Source organism: Janthinobacterium sp. 1L-D-8-B-C4, assembly GCF_057291295.1.
Window position 1 is genome coordinate 14332 of record NZ_JBXAVX010000003.1, and the last position, 23359, is coordinate 37690.

At 62.4% G+C, this 23359-nt stretch carries 19 protein-coding genes; 5 read left to right on the forward strand and 14 right to left on the reverse strand.

What is annotated here, in order from left to right; genetic code table 11:
* The first annotated feature begins 1 nt into the window (after window position 1).
* Window positions 2–1075, forward strand: coding sequence for an AI-2E family transporter (locus tag AC0Z42_RS05985; RefSeq protein ID WP_485467331.1), 1074 nt, complete (start codon window positions 2–4; stop codon window positions 1073–1075).
* Window positions 1076–1087: 12 nt separating this feature from the next.
* Window positions 1088–1828, forward strand: a complete 741-nt coding sequence (locus AC0Z42_RS05990) for a glutathione S-transferase (protein ID WP_485467332.1) — start codon at window positions 1088–1090, stop codon at window positions 1826–1828.
* Window position 1829: 1 nt separating this feature from the next.
* On the opposite strand, the gene AC0Z42_RS05995 is transcribed toward AC0Z42_RS05990, so the two are convergent.
* The 3 genes from AC0Z42_RS05995 to yidD form a co-directional block, all read right to left on the reverse strand.
* On the reverse strand, window positions 1830–2036 hold the full coding sequence (locus AC0Z42_RS05995) for a heavy-metal-associated domain-containing protein (protein ID WP_485467333.1): 207 nt from the start codon (window positions 2034–2036) through the stop codon (window positions 1830–1832).
* 73 nt (window positions 2037–2109) lie between these two features.
* Window positions 2110–3051, reverse strand: a complete 942-nt coding sequence (locus AC0Z42_RS06000) for a bestrophin family protein (protein ID WP_485467334.1) — start codon at window positions 3049–3051, stop codon at window positions 2110–2112.
* Window positions 3052–3252: 201 nt separating this feature from the next.
* Window positions 3253–3630, reverse strand: coding sequence for a membrane protein insertion efficiency factor YidD (yidD, locus tag AC0Z42_RS06005; protein ID WP_485467335.1), 378 nt, complete (start codon window positions 3628–3630; stop codon window positions 3253–3255).
* Window positions 3631–3794: 164 nt separating this feature from the next.
* Here yidD and AC0Z42_RS06010 point away from each other — a divergent pair, with 164 nt between their 5' ends.
* Window positions 3795–5162 carry an NAD-dependent succinate-semialdehyde dehydrogenase gene (locus AC0Z42_RS06010; protein WP_485467336.1) on the forward strand — a complete coding sequence of 456 codons (1368 nt, stop codon included), beginning with the start codon at window positions 3795–3797 and terminating at the stop codon, window positions 5160–5162.
* Between the two features lie 33 nt (window positions 5163–5195).
* Here AC0Z42_RS06010 and AC0Z42_RS06015 read toward each other — a convergent pair whose 3' ends face one another.
* Both AC0Z42_RS06015 and AC0Z42_RS06020 read right to left on the reverse strand, forming a co-directional pair.
* A complete protein-coding gene (locus AC0Z42_RS06015) occupies window positions 5196–6182 on the reverse strand; it encodes a TPM domain-containing protein (protein WP_485467337.1) in 987 nt (328 codons plus the stop codon).
* Window positions 6179–6847 (reverse strand): site-2 protease family protein, encoded by a 669-nt coding sequence (locus tag AC0Z42_RS06020; RefSeq protein WP_485467338.1) that lies wholly within the window; start codon window positions 6845–6847, stop codon window positions 6179–6181. The genes AC0Z42_RS06015 and AC0Z42_RS06020 overlap by 4 nt, the downstream gene beginning before the upstream one ends.
* 213 nt (window positions 6848–7060) lie before the next feature.
* Between AC0Z42_RS06020 and AC0Z42_RS06025 the strand changes: the two genes are divergently transcribed.
* Together AC0Z42_RS06025 and AC0Z42_RS06030 are read left to right on the forward strand one after the other, a co-directional pair.
* On the forward strand, window positions 7061–7462 hold the full coding sequence (locus AC0Z42_RS06025) for a DUF3304 domain-containing protein (protein ID WP_485467339.1): 402 nt from the start codon (window positions 7061–7063) through the stop codon (window positions 7460–7462).
* A gap of 129 nt (window positions 7463–7591) precedes the next feature.
* The gene (locus AC0Z42_RS06030) at window positions 7592–13177 is read left to right on the forward strand and encodes a DUF3320 domain-containing protein (RefSeq protein ID WP_485467340.1); all 5586 of its coding nucleotides are present in this window, start codon (window positions 7592–7594) and stop codon (window positions 13175–13177) included.
* Window positions 13178–13271: 94 nt separating this feature from the next.
* Here the strand turns inward: AC0Z42_RS06030 and AC0Z42_RS06035 are convergent, their stop codons facing one another.
* The 9 genes from AC0Z42_RS06035 to AC0Z42_RS06075 form a co-directional block, all read right to left on the reverse strand.
* Window positions 13272–15122: a PhoH family protein gene (locus AC0Z42_RS06035; RefSeq protein WP_485467341.1), complete on the reverse strand. Its 1851-nt coding sequence runs from the start codon at window positions 15120–15122 to the stop codon at window positions 13272–13274.
* A 269-nt stretch (window positions 15123–15391) separates the two neighbouring features.
* On the reverse strand, window positions 15392–15862 hold the full coding sequence (locus tag AC0Z42_RS06040; RefSeq protein ID WP_485467342.1) for a peroxiredoxin: 471 nt from the start codon (window positions 15860–15862) through the stop codon (window positions 15392–15394).
* Between the two features lie 74 nt (window positions 15863–15936).
* Window positions 15937–16896: a polysaccharide deacetylase family protein gene (locus AC0Z42_RS06045; RefSeq protein ID WP_485467343.1), complete on the reverse strand. Its 960-nt coding sequence runs from the start codon at window positions 16894–16896 to the stop codon at window positions 15937–15939.
* Window positions 16896–17948 (reverse strand): bifunctional UDP-4-keto-pentose/UDP-xylose synthase, encoded by a 1053-nt coding sequence (locus AC0Z42_RS06050; RefSeq protein WP_485467344.1) that lies wholly within the window; start codon window positions 17946–17948, stop codon window positions 16896–16898. Before AC0Z42_RS06050 ends, AC0Z42_RS06045 begins: the two co-directional genes overlap by 1 nt.
* The gene (locus AC0Z42_RS06055) at window positions 17945–18877 is read right to left on the reverse strand and encodes a formyltransferase (RefSeq protein WP_485467345.1); all 933 of its coding nucleotides are present in this window, start codon (window positions 18875–18877) and stop codon (window positions 17945–17947) included. The genes AC0Z42_RS06050 and AC0Z42_RS06055 overlap by 4 nt, the downstream gene beginning before the upstream one ends.
* Entirely contained in the window at window positions 18877–19872 is a 996-nt protein-coding gene (locus AC0Z42_RS06060) for a glycosyltransferase (protein ID WP_485467346.1), read from the reverse strand. Before AC0Z42_RS06060 ends, AC0Z42_RS06055 begins: the two co-directional genes overlap by 1 nt.
* Window positions 19869–21020, reverse strand: a complete 1152-nt coding sequence (locus tag AC0Z42_RS06065; protein ID WP_485467347.1) for a DegT/DnrJ/EryC1/StrS family aminotransferase — start codon at window positions 21018–21020, stop codon at window positions 19869–19871. Before AC0Z42_RS06065 ends, AC0Z42_RS06060 begins: the two co-directional genes overlap by 4 nt.
* A 248-nt stretch (window positions 21021–21268) precedes the next feature.
* Window positions 21269–22942: a glycosyltransferase family 39 protein gene (locus AC0Z42_RS06070; RefSeq protein ID WP_485467348.1), complete on the reverse strand. Its 1674-nt coding sequence runs from the start codon at window positions 22940–22942 to the stop codon at window positions 21269–21271.
* Window positions 22939–23343 (reverse strand): Mth938-like domain-containing protein, encoded by a 405-nt coding sequence (locus AC0Z42_RS06075; protein WP_485467349.1) that lies wholly within the window; start codon window positions 23341–23343, stop codon window positions 22939–22941. Before AC0Z42_RS06075 ends, AC0Z42_RS06070 begins: the two co-directional genes overlap by 4 nt.
* Between the last annotated feature and the right edge of the window lie 16 nt (window positions 23344–23359).

Sequence of the window (23359 nt, forward strand, 5' to 3'; positions counted from 1 at the left end):
CATGCATTCCAAATCGCCTCCTCCCGTCGAACGCAGCTTCGTGCAGCGCGTGGCCGTGGTCTATGCCCTGGGCGTGCTGTTCATGCTGGCGCTGGCCGCCTTGTGGTTTGGCGCCGATGTGCTGCTGCTGATCTTCGCCTGCACCCTGTTCGCGCTGCTGTTGCACGAACTGAGCCGGCGCCTGGCTGCGCGCCTGCGCTGCCGGCGCGGCATTGCGCTGGCGCTGGTGGTGCTGGTGTTGCTGGCGGTGATCGGTGGCGGCGGCGCGCTGATGGCGCCGCAGATCGGCGAGCAGGCGGCCAAGCTGGGCACGGTGGTGCCGGAGACCATCGAACAATTGAGGGCCGCGGTGCAGAAGAATGCCTTTTTGCGCAGCCTGGCCACCGACCTGCCGTCGAGCGAACAGATCCGCAAACAGCTGCTCTCCCTGGTGCCGAACGCAGGCCTGTTCTTTTCCGGCCTGCTGGGCGCCTTCGGCAATGTGATCATTATCGCCTTTGTCGGCCTGTATTTCGCGGCGCAGCCCAAGGTGTATATCGAAGGCTTCATTACCTTGATACCGCAGGCGCACCGCCTGCGTGCGCGCCAGGTGATCGACGAGATCGGCCATACGCTGGCGCAATGGCTGGTAGGGAAATCGGTGTCCATGCTGGTGGTCGGCTGCGCCACCGCCATCGGCCTGTCGCTGCTGGGCGTGCCGCTGGCGCTGATCCTCGGCGTGATCGCCGGCCTGCTCGACTTTATTCCTTACGTGGGGCCGCTGATGGCCGGCGTGCCGGCGGTACTGATCGCGTTCTCGACCAGCCCTACGCTGGGCGCGTCGACCATCGCCCTGTTCGTGGTGATCCAGTTGCTCGAAGGCTATCTGGTCTCGCCGCTGATCGAGGCGAAAACCGTGTCGTTGCCGCCAGCGCTGACGGTGGTGATGCAGTTGCTGTTCGGCGCCCTGTTCGGCCTGGCCGGGGTGGCGCTGGCCACACCGTTGACGGCCGTGCTCGTCATTTTGATGATCATGTTATATGTACAGGATGTGCTGGGCGACGACGTCAAGCCGCCTTCCCAAAACGATTCCTGAAAGGCAAGCCCCATGAGTGCACCGTATCTGCTGTATTACTGGCCCACCATCCAGGGGCGCGGCGAATTCGTCCGCCTGGCGCTGGAAGAAGCGGGCGCCAGCTACCAGGATGTGGCGCGTCTGCCCGAGCGCAAGGGCAAGCATCAGGGCATGCCGGCCATGCTGGCCTGCCTCGACGGCGATGTCACGCCGCAGGTGGCGTATGCGCCGCCCGTGCTTGGCCATGGCGAGCTGCTGATCGCGCAGACGCCGAATATTTTGTTTTATCTGGGCAAGCAACTGGGCCTGGCGCCGCGCGCCGAGGCTGGCCGGCTGTGGCTGAACCAGCTGCAGCTGACCATGGCCGACTGGCTGACGGAAGTGCACGACACGCATCATCCGCTTGCCATGGGCCAGTATTATGAAGACCAGGCGGCGGCCGCCGCCTTGCGTGCCAGGGACTTTCGCACCACGCGCTTGCCGAAATTCCTCGACTATTTCACGCAGGTGCTGGCCAACAACGGCAGCCGAGGCCGTTTCCTGGTGGGGCCGAAACTGACCTACGGCGACCTGTCGCTGTTCCAGATGATTGCCGGCCTGCGCTACGCATTTCCGCAGGCAATGGAACGGCTGGCGCCGCGCTGCCAGGCGCTGTTCGAGTTGCACGACAGCGTGGCGGCGCGGCCCAATATCGCGCGCTACCTCAAGTCAGCAAGGCGGCTGCCATTTACTGAAGAAGGGATATTCCGGCATTACCCGGAACTCGATGGCTGAACTATTGCGGCTGCGCGCTGGTCACCGGATAACCGGCTTCGACGATGGCCGCGCTGATGGCCGCGAGCGCCTTGTCGGAACCGACCTTGACGCTTTTTTCTGCCAGCTCGATCTGCACCTGCGCCTGCGGATCGACCGACTGCACGGCCTTGGTGACAGCGCTGACGCAATGGCCGCAAGTCATGTTTTCAACTTGTAACTGGTACATATTCATGCTCCTGTAAGTGAGTGTGATACCACTATAAGCCTTGCCGCCATGGGAAGGTCAAGCGGTGTACGCCTCAGGTCAGCATGAAGTTTTGCGGCTGCATCGGTGGCGGCAGCTGCTCGTCCTGCAACGATTCGCGCAGGTTGATTTCAATCGTGCGGCAGATGGCCGACAGCGGCAGGTCATTGGCGTCTTCGCCGAACGGCTCTTCGATCTCGTCACCGAGCGCGTCGAGGCCAAAGAAGGTATAGGCAACGATGGCCACCACGAACGGCGTCATGAAACCAAGCGAATCGACCAGGCCGAATGGCAGCAGGAAACAGTACAGATAGGCCGTGCGGTGCAGCAGCAGCGAGTACGAAAACGGAATCGGCGTGCCGCGGATGCGTTCGCACGAGGCGCCGGCGCCCACCATGGCCGAGATCGAATTGTCGAGCTGTGCCGCCAGGATGGTGTCGATGCGTTTTTCACGCACGCAGGTGGCCAGGTCATGGCCCATCTGCTGCATCAGGTAGTCGGACGGGTTCGACGACTTGCAGGCCAGTGCCCATTCGCCGGGCCGCAGCAGCGGCTGCAGGTCGGCCGCACATTTCGAGTCGCGCAACTGGTGGCGCAGCGCATGGCAAAAGGCAATCGTGCGGCAGACCATGCGCACGCGCACGTCGTCCAGGCCAAGTTTCGCATGGGCCACCGTGTCGCCGGTAATCATGCTCTGGCACTGGCGCGAAAAATTGCGGCTGCGCAGCACCAGTTCACCCCACAGCTTGCGCCCTTCCCAGTAGCGGTCATACGCGGCCGTGTTGCGAAAACCGAGGAAGATCGCCAGCGGCAGGCCGATCAGCGTAAACGGTATCGTGGTGAGAATCACCTTGTGGTCGAACAGCGTGCCGTGGCACCAGGTGACGAGGGTGGCGATCAGGGTATTGACGATCAGGGTGACGCGGATGCGCGGCAGAATCGACCCGCGCACGATCAGGAACAGCCTTAGCGCCGAAGGGCGTTCGCGCACGATCATGGCGTGCTCCCGAAGAGGGTAGGCAGAGCGAAAAAGTATGGCGAACAACGAGCCCGCAGGGGGTGCGGGCTGGGAAGGGTAAGCATGGGTGGCAGTGGTGAGGAGACGGCGGGAGTATAGGCCGCTGGCAGGCGGGCGGCCAATTCAGAGTCGCTATGGCAGTTATTCATTTTATGAATGTATATTTCATAAATATCATAATCAATCGCGTTTCTTCTTTTTGCGCGGCCAGTCGCAACAATCAAGCAGGTCGATGGCGTCGCAGGCGCACGGCAAGTCACAATCGCCGGCTTGCGCCCGATGACGTGCAGTAACGTAGCGTGTGGCTGGCGTGGTTGGTGATGCGGCGCGGTGTGCATGCAAGTGCTGGCTGCAGGCTTGCAGGCGCCGCCGCAGCAACGCCATTCCGCGTCGCAGGCCGAAGCGTGCGATGGCGCGGTAACCGTAGGCGGAACAGCTGTCGCGCCCGGTCAGCACGCGCAAGGCGCACGCATATCCCTTTAGCGGCGACAGATAGCGCTGGTAAGCCCGAATGGCCAGCAGGGCGGGGTAGCGGAAAATGATGGTGCTCCCATGCATTTAAAACAAGCAGATTTAAAACAACAAGGATACGTCCAGTCCTGCTTTTGGGCAAATATTTGAGGCCGCCACTATGTACGTCCCCGAACGGTAGCGTTTGCTTTCACCGCGCATACTTAAAAGCTACCCATGCAATCGCGGGGCGTCATGACAAAGGAAAACAGATGAGCTATCAGACCACGAATCCGTACAGCGAACAGATCGAACAAACCTTCACGCCGCACAGCGACGCGCAAATGGAAACCATCCTGGCCCAGGCAGCCACCACCTTCGAGAGCGACTGGCGCCAGCGCAGCTTCGCCGAGCGCAAGGCAGTGGTCAAGAAAGCGGCCATGCTGTTGAAAGAGCAGCGCGATGATTTCGCCAAGCTGATCACGCTGGAAATGGGCAAGCTGTTCAAGGAAGCGCAGCAGGAAGTGTCGCTGTGCGTGAAGATTCTCGACTATTACGCCGACAATGCCGAGCAGTTCCTGGCGCCAAAGAAACTCGACGTCAAGCGTGGCGAAGCCAGCGTGGAAATCGCGCCGCTGGGCGTGATCTTCTGTGTCGAGCCATGGAACTTCCCGTACTACCAGCTGGCCCGCGTGGCCGGCCCGAACCTGATGGCCGGCAATACCCTGGTCGTCAAGCATGCGTCCAACGTGCCGCAATGCGCGCTGGCGTTTGAAAAACTGTTTGCCGACGCGGGTGCGCCAGCCGGTGCCTACACCAATGCCTTCTTCTCCAGCGAGCAGGTGGCCACCGCGATTGCCGACCCGCGCGTGCAGGGCGTGGCGCTGACCGGCAGCGAACGCGCCGGCGCATCGGTTGCCGCCACCGCCGGCAAGGCCTTGAAAAAAACCACCATGGAACTGGGCGGCAGCGACGCTTTTATCGTGCTCGACGACGCCGACATGGACCTGGCCGTGAAACTGGCGGTGATCGGCCGCATCCAGAACTCGGGCCAGGTCTGCGACGGCTCGAAACGTTTCATCCTGGTCGACAGCATCGCCGATACCTTTGTCGAGCGCTTCCAGGCCGAACTGGCCAAGCTGCAGGCGGGCGACCCGATGGATGCGGCCACCACCCTGGCGCCGCTGTCGAGCAAGGCGGCACTGGAGCTGGCCGTCAAGCAAGTCGGCCAGGCGGTCGAAGGCGGCGCGAAAGTGCTGCTGGGTGGCAAGCAAGTTGACCGCACCGGTTATTTCATGGAGCCGACCATCCTGACCGATGTAAAGCCCGACAATCCCGTCTACTACCAGGAGTTCTTTGCGCCCGTCGCCATGATCTTCCGCGTAAAAGACGAGAACGAGGCGATCACCCTGGCCAACGATTCGCCATTCGGCCTGGGCGGCACCATCATCACGGCCGACATCGCGCGCGGCAAGAAACTGGCCAGCCGCATCGAGACCGGCATGGTCTTTATCAACTCGCCGGCAATTACCGCGCCGGACCTGCCGTTTGGCGGCGTCAAGCATTCCGGCTATGGCCGCGAACTGTCGGACCTGGGCATCATGGAGTTCGTTAACCGCAAGCTGGTGCTGGTAGGCTAAGCATCCATCATATCGTGGTGAGGCCTGCTGGTCTTACCACGAGCCAGACGCTCCACCGCCACCGGAGCGTCCGCCTCCTCCTGAAGTGCCACTTTCTGACGAACCGCTGTCCGACGAGCTGTGGCTACCGCCGCTGCTTCGGTCATCTCGTTCGCGCTTGCGTTGCGGCCCGCCGCGTGCAAATCCCAGTGCAAACAGATACACCTTGAGCCAGGCCAGCGCCTTGTGCCGCGCCTTGGGCAGGTGATACTTGCGCACATTCGCCGCCACCATTTTCCAGCGCAGCAGCAGCCAGGCCAGCACCAGCACGCCGCCACCCACCCAGGCGCGAACGTCCCCATCCGCCAGCATGACCACCACCACGGCGACCGCGATACTGGCCAGCAGGCCGAATACGCCGGCAAACAGCGACATGCCGAGCGCAAACAGCGCCAGCAAACCGAAGATGCCGAGCACGATCCATTTTGCCGCGCCCGAGATAGTCTTCTCTTCAGGCTGGGCGGCCGCCGCCTGGGTCGGCAAGGGCTGGCCGGCAATCACGGTCAGCATGGCCTCGACGCCATCGGCCACGCCACCCTCGATATCGCCCTGTTTGAAGCGTGGCGTGATGACTTCGCGCACGATGCGCGCGCTAGCCAAGTCCGTCAGCCTGTCTTCCAGTCCATACCCCGTTTCAATCCGCATGCTGCGATCTCCGGTGGCGATCACCAACAGCGCGCCATCGTCACGACCCTTGCGGCCCGGCTGCCACTGTTCGAATACGGCCACGGCATAGGCCTCGATCGAGGTGTCCGCAGGCAGGCGGTCGACCGTCAGCACGAATACCTGGTGCCCGCTCTGCGCTTCGAAGGCTTTCAGTGTCGCGTCGATCGCCGGGCCACGCGCGGCCAGCACGCCTGCCACGTCATTGACATGCGATTGCAGCGGCGGCACCGTTATGGCGGCATGGGCGAGGCTTATTGCCATCAGGCATAGTGCGCACAGCCATGCCCACTGTCGTGTCCAGGGCAGCGTGCTCATGCCTGGCTCCAGCAATACGCCCCGAACGCCACCAGCCACGCCAGCAACACCGCCAGTCCCGGCAACAGCAGCCATTTCGCCACCGTCTCTTCCCACGCCACATACGGTTTGCCGCCGCGCGCAAGGGCCAGCAGCGCCTGGCCGCCGTTCAGCCCGCCAAACGGCAGCAGGTTGAGCGCGCACAGTTTCACACTGACGAGGGCGAACACCAGCACAAAGCCGTGCGCAGCGGCAAACGCCTCGCCATCGGACAGCAGCAGTTGCGCAGTGCTCAACGGCGCCAGCGCACCCGCGATAATCTGTGGAAACGCGGCCGTAAAAATGGGCCAGCCCTGCGCGCCCAGCAAGCCCAGCGCCAGTATCAAGGGCATCGCCACCCCGCTCAGCAGCACGGTGAGTTGCTGCCACAGGGGCCGCTCGTTATAAATGTCGTTGCCACGATCGTCGTCGTAAATGTCTTCTTCACGCGTATCTTTGAGCACCACGCTGCCGGCAAACGGCAGCAGCTTGAGCTGCGCCTTGCCGATTGAAAGCAGGGTCGGGCCCACGCCATAAGCGATGCGGCGTATCGTGATGCCAAAAGCACGGGCGCACAGGGCCATCACGGACACATGGATCAGCATGAACAGAAAGGTGGCGAGCAGGAACTGGAAGACCGGGTGCATAGGACGGAGGAAAAGTTGGCGAACCGCATTAGAACATGTTGCCTGCAGAAACTGCGCTCCGCTTGGGATGTTATAAGATGGGCAATCTTGTGCAGAAATGCGGCATTGCGGCCGTGACAGGGAGAACAGGGAATGAGGTGCAGGAACAGATGCGTTGTGGCTTTGCTGGCGATCGTTTTATCCTGTTTCAGCGCCGGCTGTGGTGAGCGGACCATGCTTTTGAGTCTGGTCGGCTATAACCATACCGAGCATGGGATCGGTGGCTATGTCGTACGGCTGGCGGACGGCTCGTGGGATGAGGCAGGTTATCTGGGGCCAGGCGAGGGCGGCGGCAGCATGATGGGTTCTGTGTCAGTCCCCACGCGATGGAAGCCGGGCATGACAGTCACGGTCTTCATGTACACGGTAAAAAACGGCCAGGACATCCGGGTGGAAAAGGTCGTGCCGGTACCCCGTTATGACTCCCATGCCAACTACTTTGTCGTGCATTTCCTGCATGACGGCAGCTACAGGATATTGGTTACCCGTGTGCTGCTGGGGCACCGTGAATACCCGCTGTCCGGCAAGGAGGCGGAACTGGAGCCGGGCAAGCCGCTGGAAATCATCTGGGAGTGATTTTGAAACATCACGCCGATACGATTCAAAGTGTTTTAACGTCGCTTGCACTTCATTCAGGATAGTTAGGGAGTAAAGTTGCAGATAAAACCCGAGCGGTTCAATTTATAGTGAAGTGATGAGACGACAATGAATGACGCCGACGTCGTAGTACCAGCATTTGAATCAACGTTTTTACAGGCCAGCCTGTCGGCGGATGCGAAACTGGAACGCGCCCGCACCGAATTGCTGGACCTGACGGCGCGCAACCGCCTGCTCAATATTCCGCGTTCGTCCACCACGGCGCGCACCATCGATGTGGTCGATGAAAAGACCAGCGAAGTCTTTCGCCTGATGGTGTCGGAAAGCCGGCCTTTCACTTTTTTGCCGGGCAGGGAAGCAAACAAGGTCGACCTCGATAAAACGGGAGATGCAGCAGACGCCGATGAAATCGGCGAGCTGGCGCAGCCCGAGAATAACGGTGTCGATGAGCGCGGCGTCTTCAATCGCCATGCCGATACGAAACTGCAAACGCGGCTGACGTCAAAAGGGCTGCAGAAACGCCTGCTCGACATGTATCTCGATGCGCGTACGCTGGAAGAAGAGCAGGGCGTCAATATCCTCTTCCTGGCACTCGGTACCCTGAAATGGCTCGATCCATTGAATGCCAAAAACGTGCGCCATGCGCCGCTGATACTGATACCGGTCAGCCTGGAACGCGGTAACGCGGCCGAACAATTCAAATTGAAATGGCGCCAGGAAGACCATTCCTCGAATCTGTCGCTGGAAGCGTTTCTCGAACGCGTGCATCATTTGAAAATGCCGGCCTATGAAGCGGGCGACGAATTCGATCCGCTGGCGTATATCGAGGCCGTGCGCGAAGCCGTCAAATCCAAGGAAGGCTGGGTGGTCGATGGCGACGATATCGTGCTCGGCTTTTTTTCGTTTTCCAAGTTCCTCATGTACCGCGACCTCGATCCGGCCACCTGGCCGGAAGGCGGGCTGACGAATCAGCCGCTGATGCGCGGGCTGCTGGCCGATGGTTTTGCGTTTGAAGAGTCGACCATCCCCGAAGACGCCAATCTGGACCAGCATATTTCGCCGGCCGAGCTGCTGCATATCGTCGATTGCGACAGCTCGCAGACGCTGGCCGTGCACGATGTACGGGCCGGGCGCAATCTGGTGATACAAGGTCCGCCCGGCACCGGCAAATCGCAGACGATTGCCAATGTGATTGCCTCGGCAATTGCGGACGGCAAGACGGTGCTGTTCGTGGCGGAAAAAATGGCCGCGCTGGAAGTGGTCAAGCGGCGCCTGGACCAGGCCGGCGTGGGCGACGCCTGTATCGAATTGCACAGCAATAAAGCCAACAAGAAGATGTTTCTCGACGAGCTGCGCCGCACCTCGGAACTGGGCTCGCCCAAGGGCGACACGGCCACCACCCTGAACAGCCGCCTGCTGGCGGCGCGCAATGAGCTCAACGCGCACAGCGCGCGCCTGCACCAGCGGCACCCCGCCGCCGGGCTGACGCCCTACCAGGTCATCGGTGAACTGAGCAAGCTGCGCCAGGAAAATGTGAAACCGGTCGATATCCGGCTGCAGCAGCCCGAAAGCTGGTCGCCCGACGAGGTGCAGCAGCGCCTGGCCGTGGTCGAGGAACTGGCGCAGCGCATCGTCGATATCGGCGAGCCGCAGGACCATCCATGGCGCGGCGTGGCGCTCAAGGTGATACTGCCGAATGACGTCGAGCGCCTGGTGGCGCGCATCACGGCCTTGCGGGCGCGTTGCCAGGAGCTTGCCGCGCAGCAGGCCGATCTGGCCCTGTCGCTCGACACCGTGGCGCCGGCCGTGCTGCGCGACGTTGATTATCTGATCGAGCTGGCGCGCGAGGTCGCCGCCGCGCCCAATCTGTCCGCCGCAGCCTTGCGCTCGCCCGTCTCGGACAGCCAGGCAGCGGAGCTTGTCTCCCTGGTCGACGATGGCCTGCGGTTGCAGAGTGTCACGGCCGCCTTGGCCGGCGAGGTCAAGCCCGATGCCTGGCAGCGCGATGTGCTGGACTTGCGCCAGCAACTGGCCGGCTTGCCGCCTCATGCGAATGCGCAGGCATTCGAGCGGGCCGCCACCTTGCAAACCTTGCTTGGCCGGCTGGCCGGCGAGGTGGCTTTGCTGGGCCGCCTGCTCGGTGTCGATGCGGCGATTTATCTGGCCAGCTACGGCGAGATCAACCGCCTGGTGCAGACGGCGCAAAAGGTGGCGACCGCGCCCGACGTGAGTCCCGACGTGTTCGTCTCTACCGTGTGGGACCAGGGCGTGGAACAGGCTGCCGACCTGGCGCAGGCAGTTGCCGCGCTGGAAGGCTTGCAGGCGCGGCTGGAAGGCAAGGTCAGCAGTGGCGCCTGGCAGCTCGACCTGGTACCGGCAAGACAAACGCTGGCCGCCCATGGCGACAGCCTGCTGCGTTTCGTCAATGGCGAATGGCGCGCCGCCAGCAAGCAGGTCAAGGGCATCTTGCGCAATCCGGACGCGCCGCTGCCGGAGCAGCTGGAAATGCTCGATGAGCTTGCCGAAGGCCGCAAACTCATCGAACGCATCGCCTCGCAACAGACCTTTGGCAGTGGCGCTTTTGGCGCCGACTGGCGCGGCGAGCAGACGCGTTCGGCGCCGCTGCTGGCGCTGGTGGAATGGATGCGCAGCCTGCGTGGCCTGGGCGCGCAGCCGCGCATGATCGCCAGCAAGCTGCCGGACCGCGCGGAGATCAGCCGGCGCGCTGTGCTGCTGGCCAGCCTGCTGCAGGAAATCCGGCCACTGCTGGACGCGATGTGGTTCAACGGCTGGAAGGATGAACCCGCGTTTCGCGAGTGGACCAGCGTGGAGCTTGCATCGCTGGAACGGATAGCGGAGCAGGTGGCGCGGCTCGATGGCTGCCAGGTCGGCTGTGCGTCCGTCATGCTGAACGTGCCGCCCGGCACGGCTGAAAAAATTGCCCGGCTCGACCTGCTGATCGAGATGCAGGCGCTGCAGACCCGTCTCGACGCCGCAGGCCAGCTGGCAGCTGGCGCCTTCGGCGCGGCATGGCAGGGATCGCACTCGGACTGGAGCCATTTGCGCGCCAGTGCGCTGTGGCTGGCCGGACATCAACGACTGCGCCATATGGTGGCGCGCCACGATGACCGCGCCGCGCCCTTGCGGCGCGCGCTGGAAATCGAGGCGGCGCAGGGCCAGTTCCTGCTTGAGCTCGACGCGCTGTACGGCGAGCTGTGCACCAATAACGAGAAACTGTTCCAGGTGCCGGCCATCATCGACTTGCCGGCGTTTGCCCTGCTGGGCCGGCTGGGACTGTGGATCGAGTTTGCCGAAGAACTGTCCAAATGGGTGATGTACCGCGACCGCTGCGCCAAGGCGCGCCAGCTGGGCATCGGCGAGATCGTCACGCAACTGGAAGCGGGCGCGCTGGTGCCGAGGGACGCCATGCGCACATTTACCATGGCGTACTTCGAGGCGCTGTTTGCCGACCAGGTGCGCAACGACGAGGCGCTGGCGCATTTCGACGGCCACCTGCACGGCCGCCTGGCCGCCAATTTCGCGCAGATGGACAAGGAGCGCATTGCCGCCGCCAGCCTGGAAGTGGTGCGCGCCCATCACCGGCGCATTCCGCAGGGCGGTGGCGCCATCGGCCCGCTGGGTGTGCTGCGTGGCGAAATGGCCAAGCGCAAGGGCCATATGCCGATCCGGCGCCTGATGCAAAGGGCCGCGCCCGCCATCCAGGCCTTGAAACCGGTGTTCATGATGAGCCCGTTGTCGGTGGCGCAGTTCCTGCCGGCCGGGCAATTGAGTTTCGATTTGCTGGTGATGGACGAGGCCAGCCAGATCCAGCCGGTCGATGCCCTGGGCGCGATTGCGCGTTCGCGCCAAGTGGTGGTGGTCGGCGATGAACGCCAGTTGCCGCCGACCAAATTCTTCTCCAAGATGACCAGCGCCGAGCCGGACGAAGATGGCGACGATGACGCGCAGGTGTCCGATATCGAAAGCATCCTGGGCTTGTTTACCGCACGCGGCTTGCCGCAGCGCATGTTGCGCTGGCATTACCGCAGCCGCCATCAGTCGCTGATCGCGGTGTCGAACAGTCAGTTCTATGAAAACAAGCTGTTTATCGTGCCCAGTCCGTACACCCAGGAAGCGGGCATGGGCCTGCAGTTTCACCATATCGCCAACGGCGTGTTCGATTCCGGCAATACCGGCACCAATGCGGAAGAGGCGAAGGTGATTGCCGCCGCCATCATCGACCATGCGCGCAACGCGCCGCAACACTCGCTGGGCGTGGCCACCTTTTCGGTCAAGCAAAGGCGCGCGATCCAGGATGAACTGGAACTGTTGCGCCGCCAGCATCCGCACGTGGAAGCGTTTTTCCAGCAGCATGCCAGCGAACCGTTCTTCATCAAGAACCTGGAAAACGTGCAGGGTGACGAGCGCGACGTGATTTTTATCTCGGTCGGCTATGGCCGCAACAAGCTCGGCACCATGGCCATGCGCTTTGGCCCGCTGAGCGCCGAGGGCGGCGAGCGGCGCCTGAATGTGCTGATCAGCCGCGCCAAGCGCCGCTGCGAGGTGTTCGCCTCGATTACCGACGAAGACATCGACCTGGAGCGGGCCAGGGGCCGTGGCGTGGCCGCCTTCAAGCTGTTCCTGCATTTCGCCCGCACCGGCAAGCTGGGCCTGTCGCGCGTGTCCGGCAGAGAGTATGACAGCCCGTTCGAAGTGCAGGTGGCCGACGTCGTCAAGGCCTGCGGCTACGAAGTGCATCCGCAGGTGGGCATCGCCGGCTTTTTCATCGACCTGGGCATTGCCGACGCCGAGCATCCGGGCCGCTACCTGCTGGGCATCGAATGCGACGGCGAGTCCTACCATCGCTCGCGTTCGGCGCGCGACCGCGACCGGCTGCGCCAGGCGGTGCTGGAAGACCATGGCTGGATCATCCACCGCATCTGGAGCCTGGACTGGTTTCAACGGCCCAACAACGAATTGCAGCGCCTGATTCTCGCCATCGATGCGGCCAAGGTGGAGCTGGCGGCGCGCGCCGAACTCCATGGCCGCCAGGAACGCAAGCCGGGTGTGTCGGTGGTCACTGTCGAGCGCGAAGACCATGCGGAAATCGGCCTGGAACGGCAGGGCAGCAAGCGGCCCGCTGCCTATGTCGAGGCCACTCCCGTCAAGCCCGCTTATGCCGACGAGCTGCACGACATGACGGTGGCGGCCTTGAGCGAACTGGTCAAGCAGATCGTGCGCCTGGAAGGCCCGGTGCATGCCGATGAGGTGATGGTGCGCCTGCGCGCCGCCTGGGGTCTGAAACGCAGCGGCGCGCGCATCCAGGCGGCGGTGGAACGCGCCATCCATGCCGCCATCCGTTTTGATGGCATGCTGATGACCGGGCGCTTCCTCAGCATGGCCGATACGGTGGTCGCCATCCGCGACCGTGGCGCCGTGGTGTCCGACACCTTGCGCAAGCCCGACATGCTGCCGCCGCAGGAAATCGAGGTGGCCATACTCGACACCTTGCAGAAGAACTACGGCGCCGGGCTGGTCGAGATTGCCCAGTATGTGGCGCGCCTGTTCGGCTTCAAGGCGACCAGCCCGCAACTGCGCGAAACCATCCGGCTGCGTCTCGACGACCTGCTGTTGCGCGGCTTGCTGCAGAAAAATGGCGAGGTCTTCGAGTTGCGCCAGCAGGAAAGCACATAAGCGCCTGAAGCGCCGGGCAAGAAAAAAGCCCCGACCGCATCGCTGCGGCCGGGGCTTTTGAATACTGCGGCAGCTGGCGCTGCCTTGATAAAACTTACAACACTTCGCTGGCGTGATCGGCCAGGCGCGAACGTTCGCCGCGCGCCAGGGTGACGTGGCCGCTGTGCGACCAGCCCTTGAAGCGGTCGACCACATAGGTCAGGCCGCTCGAGCCTTCCGTCAGGTACGGCGTGTCGATCTGGGCGATATTGCCCAGGCACAGGATCTTGGTGCCGGGACCGGCGCGCGTGACCAAGGTCTTGACCTGTTTCGGCGTCAGGTTCTGCGCTTCATCGATGATCAAAAACTTGTTCACGAAGGTGCGGCCGCGCATGAAGTTGAGCGACTTGATCTTGATGCGCGAGCGGATCAGGTCCTGCGTTGCGGCACGGCCCCATTCGCCGCCGTCCGAGTCGGACTTGTTCAGCACTTCCAGGTTGTCGTCGAAGGCGCCCATCCATGGCGACATCTTTTCTTCTTCCGTACCCGGCAGGAAACCGATGTCTTCGCCGACCGGCACCGTCACGCGGGTGACGATGATTTCGTTGTAGAGCTTGGTTTCCAGCACTTGCGCCAGGCCAGCGGCCAGCGCCAGCAGGGTCTTGCCGGTACCGGCCTGGCCCAGCAGGGTGACGAAGTCGCATTCCGGATTCATCAACAGGTTCAGGGCGAAGTTCTGCTCGCGGTTGCGCGCCGTCACGCCCCACACATTGTTCTTGGTGTGGCTGAAGTCGCGCAGGGTTTGCAGCACGGCCGTCTTGCCGTTGATCTGTTTCACCTGGCCGTAGAACGGCGTTTCGCCGTTTTTCGGTTCCAGGTAGATAAACTGGTTCACCAGCAACGATGGAATGAACGGGCCGGTGACGCGGTAGAACGTCGAGCTGTAGCCGTTCTTGCTTTCCTGCCAGGATTCCATGTCCTTGCCGTGCTTGTTCCAGAAGTCGTCCGGCAGCTGCACGATGCCCGAGTACAGCAAGTCCGTGTCTTCCAGCACATGGTCGTTGAAGTAGTCTTCGGCGGGCAGGCCCAGCGCACGAGCCTTGATGCGCATGTTGATATCTTTCGACACCAGCACCACCGGACGGCCATCCTGTTCCGATTCGAGCGAACGGACCACGGCCAGGATCTGGTTGTCGGCCTTGCCGACAGGCAGGCCGGCGGGCAGGTCGGCGCTTTGCAAACGCGTCTGGAAGAACAAGCGGCCCTTGGCGTCCTTGTTGCCCAGCTTGGCCAACGGAATGCCGTGTTCGATCGCGTCGTCATCGGTGTTGCTGATCAAGGCGTCGAGCGTGCGCGAGACCTGGCGGGCATTGCGCGCCACTTCCGTCATGCCCTTCTTGTGGTTGTCCAGCTCTTCCAATGTCATCATCGGCAGGTAGACGTCGTGCTCTTCGAAACGGAACAGCGACGATGGGTCGTGCATCAGCACGTTGGTATCGAGCACGAACAGTTTCGACACGCCACGCTGGTCGGCAGAACGGCTGGCCGACGATTTCAGTTGCACTTCGACCGGCTTGTGCTTGGCCGGATGGGATTGCTCTGCCTGCTTGGCAGGCTTGATCGGCGTGACTTTGGCGCTTGGCACTTCGGCGACCTTGGCTGGCGCCTTGGCCTTGGCTGCAGGCTTGGCCTTGGCCGCTGGTGCTGGCGCGGCCGCAATCGGTGCAACCGGTGCAACTTCCGGCGCTGGCACCGGCTTGGCGACCATCAATGCCGCCACTTGCTTGATTTTGGTGGCCGCATTGCGGACCGGTTTTGCAACTTCGGCGATCGCCGCTTCAATGATCGGTGCAGCCACTTTCTTGGCTGCCGGGGTTTTGGTGGCCGGGCGCGCTGCGCCTGCGGTTGGATAATCTTCTGTGGCCAGGATGGTGGCTGGCTTGCTCGGTAATTTTGGCAGTGGCATCAGGATCTCAATCAAAAAATTTCTGGAATGAATCTCCCACCGGCAGCCAATTCATGGCGGCACAGCATGGGGTGGATGCGGGAACAACAATGGAACAGGACGATATGACTGCCGGCTGGCCGGCCGTGGGGCCGGTAAGGAGGTCCATCAGCGGGCGCACGGCCCGGCTGGCGGAGTGGAGTGAGGCGCTTCGTTGACTCAAAATGGCGATAGCTGCTGTGAACTGAACGATAGGTTGAACGACGCTTGCTGCAAACCCGACATGCGCATCAGTTCAGACGCGCCACGAATTCCAGCACTTCTTCCACGTGAGTTGCGACCTTCACGCCTCGCCATTCTTTCACTATTCGCCCCTCAGCGTCAATCACAAACGTGCTGCGCTCGACGCCGCGCACCGTCTTGCCATACATCTGTTTCATCTTCATGACGTTGAACTGCAAACACATGGCTTCGTCCGGGTCGGAAATCAGTTCGAACGGCAGCTCCAGTTTGGCCTTGAAGCTTTCGTGCGAGCGCAGCGAGTCGCGGCTGATGCCGTAAATATCCACATTGGCGGCGGTAAATTTGTCGTAGGCGTCGCGAAACGCGATGTTTTCCGTGGTGCAGCCAGGCGTATTGTCTTTCGGATAAAAGAACAGCACGCTGGCCCTGGCTGGACGGCCCAGCAATTGAAAAGTCTTGCCGCTGGTCATGGCGGCAGTGAAATCGGGTACGGCGACGAGGGATAGGCTCTCAGCCACAGGTTCTCTCCTGAACGGTGATCATCAGCGCTGTTTTTAACCTGGCAACGCATCCAGGTGGAACAATACAGCATTCAGGCGGCTTTACCCTGCACGATCAGGCGGCCCGAGCGGCCCGGCAACTCATCCCAGGTGATGGGGCAAACGGGCAATTCGGACTGTTTGACCTTGTCATGATACTCGGCCATCGAGGCAAATTGGTAACCCTGGGCTTGCCAGCCTGTCAGCAGTTGCTCGAAAATGGGGGCGAGTTTCTGTCCTTCAAGCTCTGCGTGCAAAGTATAGACATGATCGCGGCGGTTTTCAGCCGTCAGCGACAGGATATGGTCGGCAATATTGCTGGTGGTGAGCATTTTGCCATCAATCTGGCATCCAAGCAATTCATCGAGGGTCGGCAGGGTGGTCGGCAACTGCACGCATTGCAGTACCGTATTGCCATTGCGCAGGCGATGCGGGCCGTCGCTGGCGCGCACCATGGCGCCGCGTTCGTCGAGCATGGCGCGCCCGTCGGAAGCATACTGGTAGCCGGCTGCATCGTGCTCGACAAAGGCGCCGAGGTTCATCTGCCAGCCGGCAGCGCCTATCGTGCGCGCCGGCGCGCCGAACACCTGCGCAAAGCGGGCGGCGGCCTTGCGCATCATGGCGGTGGCCCAGCCGGCGTCGCGGCGGGCCACGTTGTCCTGCCACAAGGTGTGGTCCCAGGTATGGATGCCGCATTCGAAGCCGGCGTCGCGCACGGCGCGTAGCTCATCCGCGCACAGCTTGCCGATGTCCGGGCCCGGCAGCAGGGTGCCGTACATCAACGTTTTCAAGCCATAGTGTTCGACCACCGAGGTGCGCGAGACCTTGCTGAAAAAACCGGGCCGCAGCGCCCGGCGCAAGGCCCAGCCCGTATGGTCGGGACCCAGCGAAAACAGGAACGTCGCCTGGGCCTGGTGCGCGGCCAGCATGCGCACCAGTGGCAAGATACCTTCACGGGTGCCGCGATAGGTGTCGACGTCGATCTTCAGTGTCAATAAGGGTTTGCTCAACATTAATCCATCAGCGCTTGCGCCTGCGTGACCTGGCTGCGGTAGGCGTCGAAAATATGGCGCAGCGCGTCGCTCATGACGGTGGTCGGCGCCCAGCCCAGCTCTTCGCAGGTATTGGTAATCTTCGGCACGCGGTTCTGCACGTCCTGGTAGCCGGCGCCATAGTAGGCGCCCGAGGTGGTTTCCACGATCTTGACGTGCTGCGCGCCGTCGGCGTACTCCGGGTAGTCGGCGGCCAGGGTCAGCATCATGCCGGCCAGCTCGCGGATCGAATAGTTATTGTCCGGATTGCCGATATTATAGATCTTGCCGCTGGCGACGCCGTTCCGATTGGCGATGATATGCATCAGCGCATCGATGCCGTCGTCGATATACGTGAACGCGCGTTTTTGCGCGCCGCCGTCAACCAGCGAAATGTTTTCGCCGCGCACGATATGGCCGAAGAACTGCGTCACCACCCGCGACGAACCTTCTTTTGGCGTGTGGATGGAATCGAGGCCGGCGCCGATCCAGTTGAACGGGCGGAACAGGGTAAAGTTCAGGCCTTCCATGCCATAGCCCCAGATCACGCGGTCCATCAGCTGTTTGGCGTTCGAATAGATCCAGCGCGGCTTGTTGATCGGGCCGCAGATCAGTTCCGAGTTTTCCGGATCGAACTCTTCATCGTGGCACATGCCATACACTTCCGAGGTCGACGGGAACACCAGGTGCTTGCCGTACTTGGCGGCCGAGCGCACGATCGGCAGGTTGGCCTCGAAGTCCAGTTCGAACACGCGCAGCGGCTGCTTGACATAGGTCGATGGCGTGGCGATCGCCACCAGCGGCAGGATCACATCGCATTTCTTGACGTGGTATTCCACCCAGTCCTTGTTGATGGTGATGTCGCCTTCGAAAAAATGCATGCGCGATTTGTATTCCGGATTGTCCAGCACGTCGGTGATGCGGTCGCTGTTCATGTCCATGCCGTACACATGCCAGTCGGTGGTTTCCAGGATGCGCTTGGACAGGTGGTGGCCGATAAAACCGTTGACGCCGAGGATAAGGACTTTTTTCATGTGAGATTCTCTTGGGTGGTAGTCAGGTTGCTGGCATGGGACGCCAGGCGGTCTTGCAGTTGTGCGGCAGAAATGGGTACGCCATCGGCGTGCAACGAAGAAATGGCCAGCAGGCGCCCGTCGCCGCAGACGCCGGCGATGGCGCCATCGATGACGGCCAGGCCTGGCGGCAAGGCCACGGCAGCTTGCTTGCCCAGCCGGGCCTGCTGGATCACATAGGTCACGCCATCGAGCTCGGTAAATGCGCCAGGATAGGGCGGCGCGACGGCGCGGTGCAGGTTGTAGACCTGCTGCGCCGGCTGGCGCCAGTCGATGCGGCCGTCGGCAGGTTTCCTGCCGCCAAAGTAGCCGCCCTGGCTGAGGTCGTTTGGCAAGTGTGGCGCGCTGCCATCGAGCAGCGCCGGCAGCACGCCCCACAAAGTTTGCTCGGCGGCCACGGTGACCTTGCCGAACACCTCGAAAGCGGTGTCGTCGGGCAGGATCGGCACGGCGGTTTGCGCGACGATGGCGCCGGCGTCCGGTTTCACCGTCATCGCATGGAGGGTGGCGCCGGTTTGCGTGGCGCCGTGCAGCACGGCCCAGTTGACGGGCGCGCGGCCGCGAAACTGCGGCAGCAGCGAGCCGTGCATGTTGTACGCAGGCGCCAGGTCGAGGATGCTGGCCGGCAGCATATGGCGGTAGTAAAAGCTGAACAGCAGGTCGGGCCTGGCCGCTTGCGCCTGCGCCAGCAGAGCGGGGTCACGCGCGTCGGGCGGCGTGATGAATGGAAGGCCCTCCATGCGGCACAGGCTGGCCACCGATTCGAACCACAGGTTTTCCTGCGGATTGTCTTCATGCGTGACCACCAGCGCGATATCGACGCCGCCGGCCAGCAGCACCTTGATGCAGCGCACGCCGACATTGTGATAGGCGAAAACCACGGCGCGCATCAGCGGGCCACCTGACGTTTCTCCAGGCGCACATACGGCAGGGCCTCGGCCTGGGCTTGTGCCATGCCGTCTTGCAAGATGGTCTGCACCACATAGCGCGGCCGGGCGCGTACCTGCTGGAAGATGCGGCCCACGTATTCGCCCACCAGGCCGATGCCGAACAGGATCACGCCCATCAGGAAAAAGGCGACGGCGAACAGGGTGAACACGCCTTCGGCCTCGGCGCCGAACAGGAAGCGGCGCGCCAGCAAATAGATCACCAGCAGTGCCGAACTGAATGACAGCAGCATGCCCAGCATGGAAAAGATCTGCAGCGGTATCAGCGAAAAGCCCGTCACCAGGTCGAAATTCAGGCGGATCAGGCTGTACAGCGAATATTTCGATTCGCCCGCCGTGCGCTCTTCATGCTCGACCGTGATCTCTGTCGGCTTGCGGGCAAAGGTGTAGGCCAGCGCCGGCACGAAGGTATTGACTTCGGCGCACTGGTTGACCAGGTCGATCACATTGCGGCCGTAGGCGCGCAGCATATTGCCCTGGTCGGTGATCTTGATATTGGTGATGCGCTCGCGCAGGCGGTTCATCATTTTCGAGGCCACCGTGCGCCAGGCGGAATCTTGCCGCTTGCGCCGGATCGAGCCCACGTAATCGTAGCCTTCGCGCATTTTTGCCACCAGGTTGCCGATTTCCTCGGGCGGGTTTTGCAGGTCGGCGTCGAGCGTGACCATGATCTGGCCGCGCGACACTTCAAAGCCGGCCAGGATCGCCATGTGCTGGCCGTAGTTGCCGTTGAACAGCACTACCCGCGTCACTTCGGGGCGCTGGCGGAATTGCTCGGCCAGCAGGGCCACGGAATTGTCACGGCTGCCGTCGTTGACGAAAATGATTTCGTAGCTGGTCTGCAAGGCGTCGAGCGCCGGATACAGGCGCGCGAACAGGCTGGCCAGGCCTTCCTGTTCGTTGTATATCGGAATGATGACCGACAGTTCGGGTTTCATGATGAGGCTCCTTCCTTGACGAGGATGGATTTGACGGCGTTTACTGCGCGCTCCACGTCGGCCAGGGTCATGGCGTAAAACATCGGCAAGGTGACGGTCAGGCGGCCGATTTTTTCCGCATGGGGAAACATGCCTTCGGTAAAGCCGCGGGCACGGTACAGGCTGAACAGGTGGATAGGCGCGTAATGAAAGCCCGTGCCCACGTTCAGTTCGGCCATCTGGCGCATGAAGCTGGCGCGCGTGTCGGGGCCCCGATCGGGCAGGATGATCTGGAACAGATGCCAGTTGCTGTTGTCAAAGTCGGCCAGCGGCAGCTGCGCGCCGCTGGCCGCCTCGAAACCGCTGCCGAACTGCTCGAAATAATGGCGCGCCAGGGCGCGGCGGTGGGCGGTGATCGCCTCGATGTTGGCGAACTGGCCCAGGCCGATGGCGGCCATGATGTCGCTCATGTTGTATTTGCCACCCAGCACATCGACATCGATGCCGTCGACGCCGCTGCGCGAGACGCCCTGCAGGCGATATTTTTCGGCCAGTTTGGCCTCTTCCAGGTTGTTCAGCACCAGCGCGCCGCCTTCGCCGGTGGTGATGTTCTTGTTGGCCTGGAAGCTGAACGAGACGAAGTCGCCGAAAGCGCCGATGCGCTGGCCGTTCCACGAGGAGCCGAAAGCCTGCGCGGCGTCTTCCACCACGCGCAGATTGTATTGCCTGGCGATCGCATACAGGCGGTCCATGTCGACCGGCAAGCCCGACAGGTAGACCGGGATGATGGCTCGGGTTCTTGGCGTGATCGCCGCTTCCAGCTTGTCGAGGTCGATATTGCGCGTGACCGGGTCGATATCGGCAAACACCGGCGTGGCGCCCACTTCGATGATCACGTTGGCCGTCGCTACCCACGATACGGGCGTGGTGATGACTTCATCGCCGGGACCAATGCCGGCCACGCGCAGGGCGATTTCCATGGTGCAGGTGCCGGAATTGAAGGTGCGCACCGGGCGCCCGCCAAAGTACTCGGACAGTTGCGCTTCAAAGGCCTGCACTTTCGGGCCACTGGTGATCCAGCCCGAGCGCAGCACCTCGCCGACGGCGGCGATGGTGGCCTCATCGATGGTGGGCTTGGAAAACGGTAAAAAGGGCAGGGTCGATGTCATGGGGGCACTCACTGTTTCTCGGTTCAGGCTGGTCATTCGCCATGCGGCGCGCTCGCGAAAGCCGCCCGCAAAAAACGTGTTTGCAGGCACTTCCATTTTAAAGCTTCTCAATTTTGCGGCACGGCCAATTTCAGCGGGGGCGGGGCTGAGATCCGTGCTGCGGAAGGGGTGGCAATCGCGGCAAACCCTGATGGCTGGCCGCTCTTGCCGGTGTTGCTGCCGTGGCGCAGGCTTGGGTCACGGCTTTATTACAAGTTGGCAATGATCATGCGGCGTGCATCTTCGGCCACGACACGCATGGGAACACCGCGGTGTTTCAGGTCTTCATACCGGTCCAGGCTGATGATGGCCAGACTGCGTACGCCTGTTTTGGCGTCATTTGTCCATTGCGTGATGAAAGTCTCCAGCACCGGAATCGACAATTCAGGCTGCTGTTGCAGGCCAAATGCGAATTCATCGGTGTAGGCCACCAGGGTTACCGGACGTTGCAGATAAAACACCAGCGACTGCTCGTAGATGCCGACCGAATACAGTTTGGTGCCGGGTTTCAGCTCGGCCTGGATTTGCGGCAGCAGGTCGGTGCCGGCGCGGTTCTGGCCATACAGTTCCGAGCCGGCCAGGATGCTGTGGGTGGCCAGGAAGCCGGCTACGGCAATCGTCAGCACCGCCATGTCGCGCCGCGACTGGCGCTCATGCAGCAGCGCCAGCAGGCCGCCGGCCATCACCAGGATACCTGCCGCCATGACCCACGGCTGGTAGCCGCGCAGGGCCGCCAGGTGGGCCTCGTCGCGGGCCGTGATCAAGGCCAGCGTGACCGGCACGGCGACCAGAGTGGCCAGGCCCAGCACGGCCAGCACGCCGGCGAAGATCAGGCGCTGGCGGCGCGAGGCGGCGTCGAGAAACAGCGCCGCCAGCAGCGCCAGGGCCGGGAAGATCGGCACGATGTAGCCGGGCAGCTTCGAGGTCGAATAGCTGAAGAACAGGAAAATGAACACGGCCCAGGTCAGTATCATCAGGCGTGGCTGGAACGCGCCGGCCTGGCGCTTGACGCCTGCGGCCAGGCTTTGCGGCAACAAGGTGATCCACGGCAGCATGCCGGGGATCAAGAGCACCAGGAAGTAATACCAGCCGCCTTCGCGCTTGTGGCCCTTCATCAGGAAGCGCTGGAAGTGTTCGTGGACAAAGAAAAAGTAGGGCTGTTCCGGGTTGCGGATAGCCACCAGCACGAACCATGGCGCGGCAATCGCAAAGAACACCAGCATGCCTTTGACCAGGTGCAAGCGACTCCAGATGCGCCAGTCGCGGGCGAACAGGCTGTACAGGATCAGCACGGCGCCCGGCAGTACCAGGCCGATCAGGCCCTTGGCCAGCACCGCCAGCGCCATGCCGGCCCAGCACACCAGCATCCAGTTGCGGCGCTCGCTTGCAGTCGCTTCGTCGCGCTGGGCGACCAACAGGCTGGCCAGGGTCAAGGTCATCATGCCCGACAAGCCCATGTCGAGCGAATTGATCTGGCCCGAAGCCAGCCAGAACAGGCTCGACGCCAGCACCAGGCCCGCATACAGGCCCACCCGTGGACCGAACACCTTGCGGCCGGCCCAGGCCGTCATGCCGACGCCGATGATGCCGCACAAGCCCGTCCACAGCCGCGCCTGCCATTCGCCGAGGCCGAAGGCGGCAAAGGTGAGCGCATTCATCCAGGTTTGCAGCGGTGGTTTTTCGAAATACTTGATCTGGTTCAGGCGCGTGGTGATCCAGTCGCCGCTGGCGAACATCTCGCGCGCCATTTCGGCGTAGCGGCCCTCGTCTGGCGGCACCAGGGTGCGGATGCCCAGCGCATACAGGGTGACGATGACGAAGAATCCGAACAGGGTCCACATCGCCACTTTTGACGAGTGCAGTTCGCGGACAGCGGCTTTCATGCAGGCGTGTCGGCAGTCACAGGCTGAGAGACGGGCAAAATCAGGGCCAGCGTGACCTTGCGGCCCTCGCCCATCAGGATATTGTAGGTACGGCAGGCGGCCTGGCTGTCCATGCATTCGACGCCGATGCGGCGCATGGTCAGCGCCGCCGTCAGTTTCGGATGCACGAAGCGCTGGCGCTCGCCGGTGCCAAGGATCACCACGTCGGGCGCGTCGGCCAGGATCTGCTCGAAATGCGCCTCGGTCAGGTCCTCGAAACGCGTCACATTCCAGGCGCGTGGCGCCGTTTCCGGCAGTACGATCAGGCTGTAGCCAAAGTGTTCGGCATTGATCTCCACGCCGGTATCGTCATAGCCGGTCACGGTCTGGTATTGCTGGGTGCTGGAAGCGTGCAGTTTCATGGTGGTTCGGGTGCTC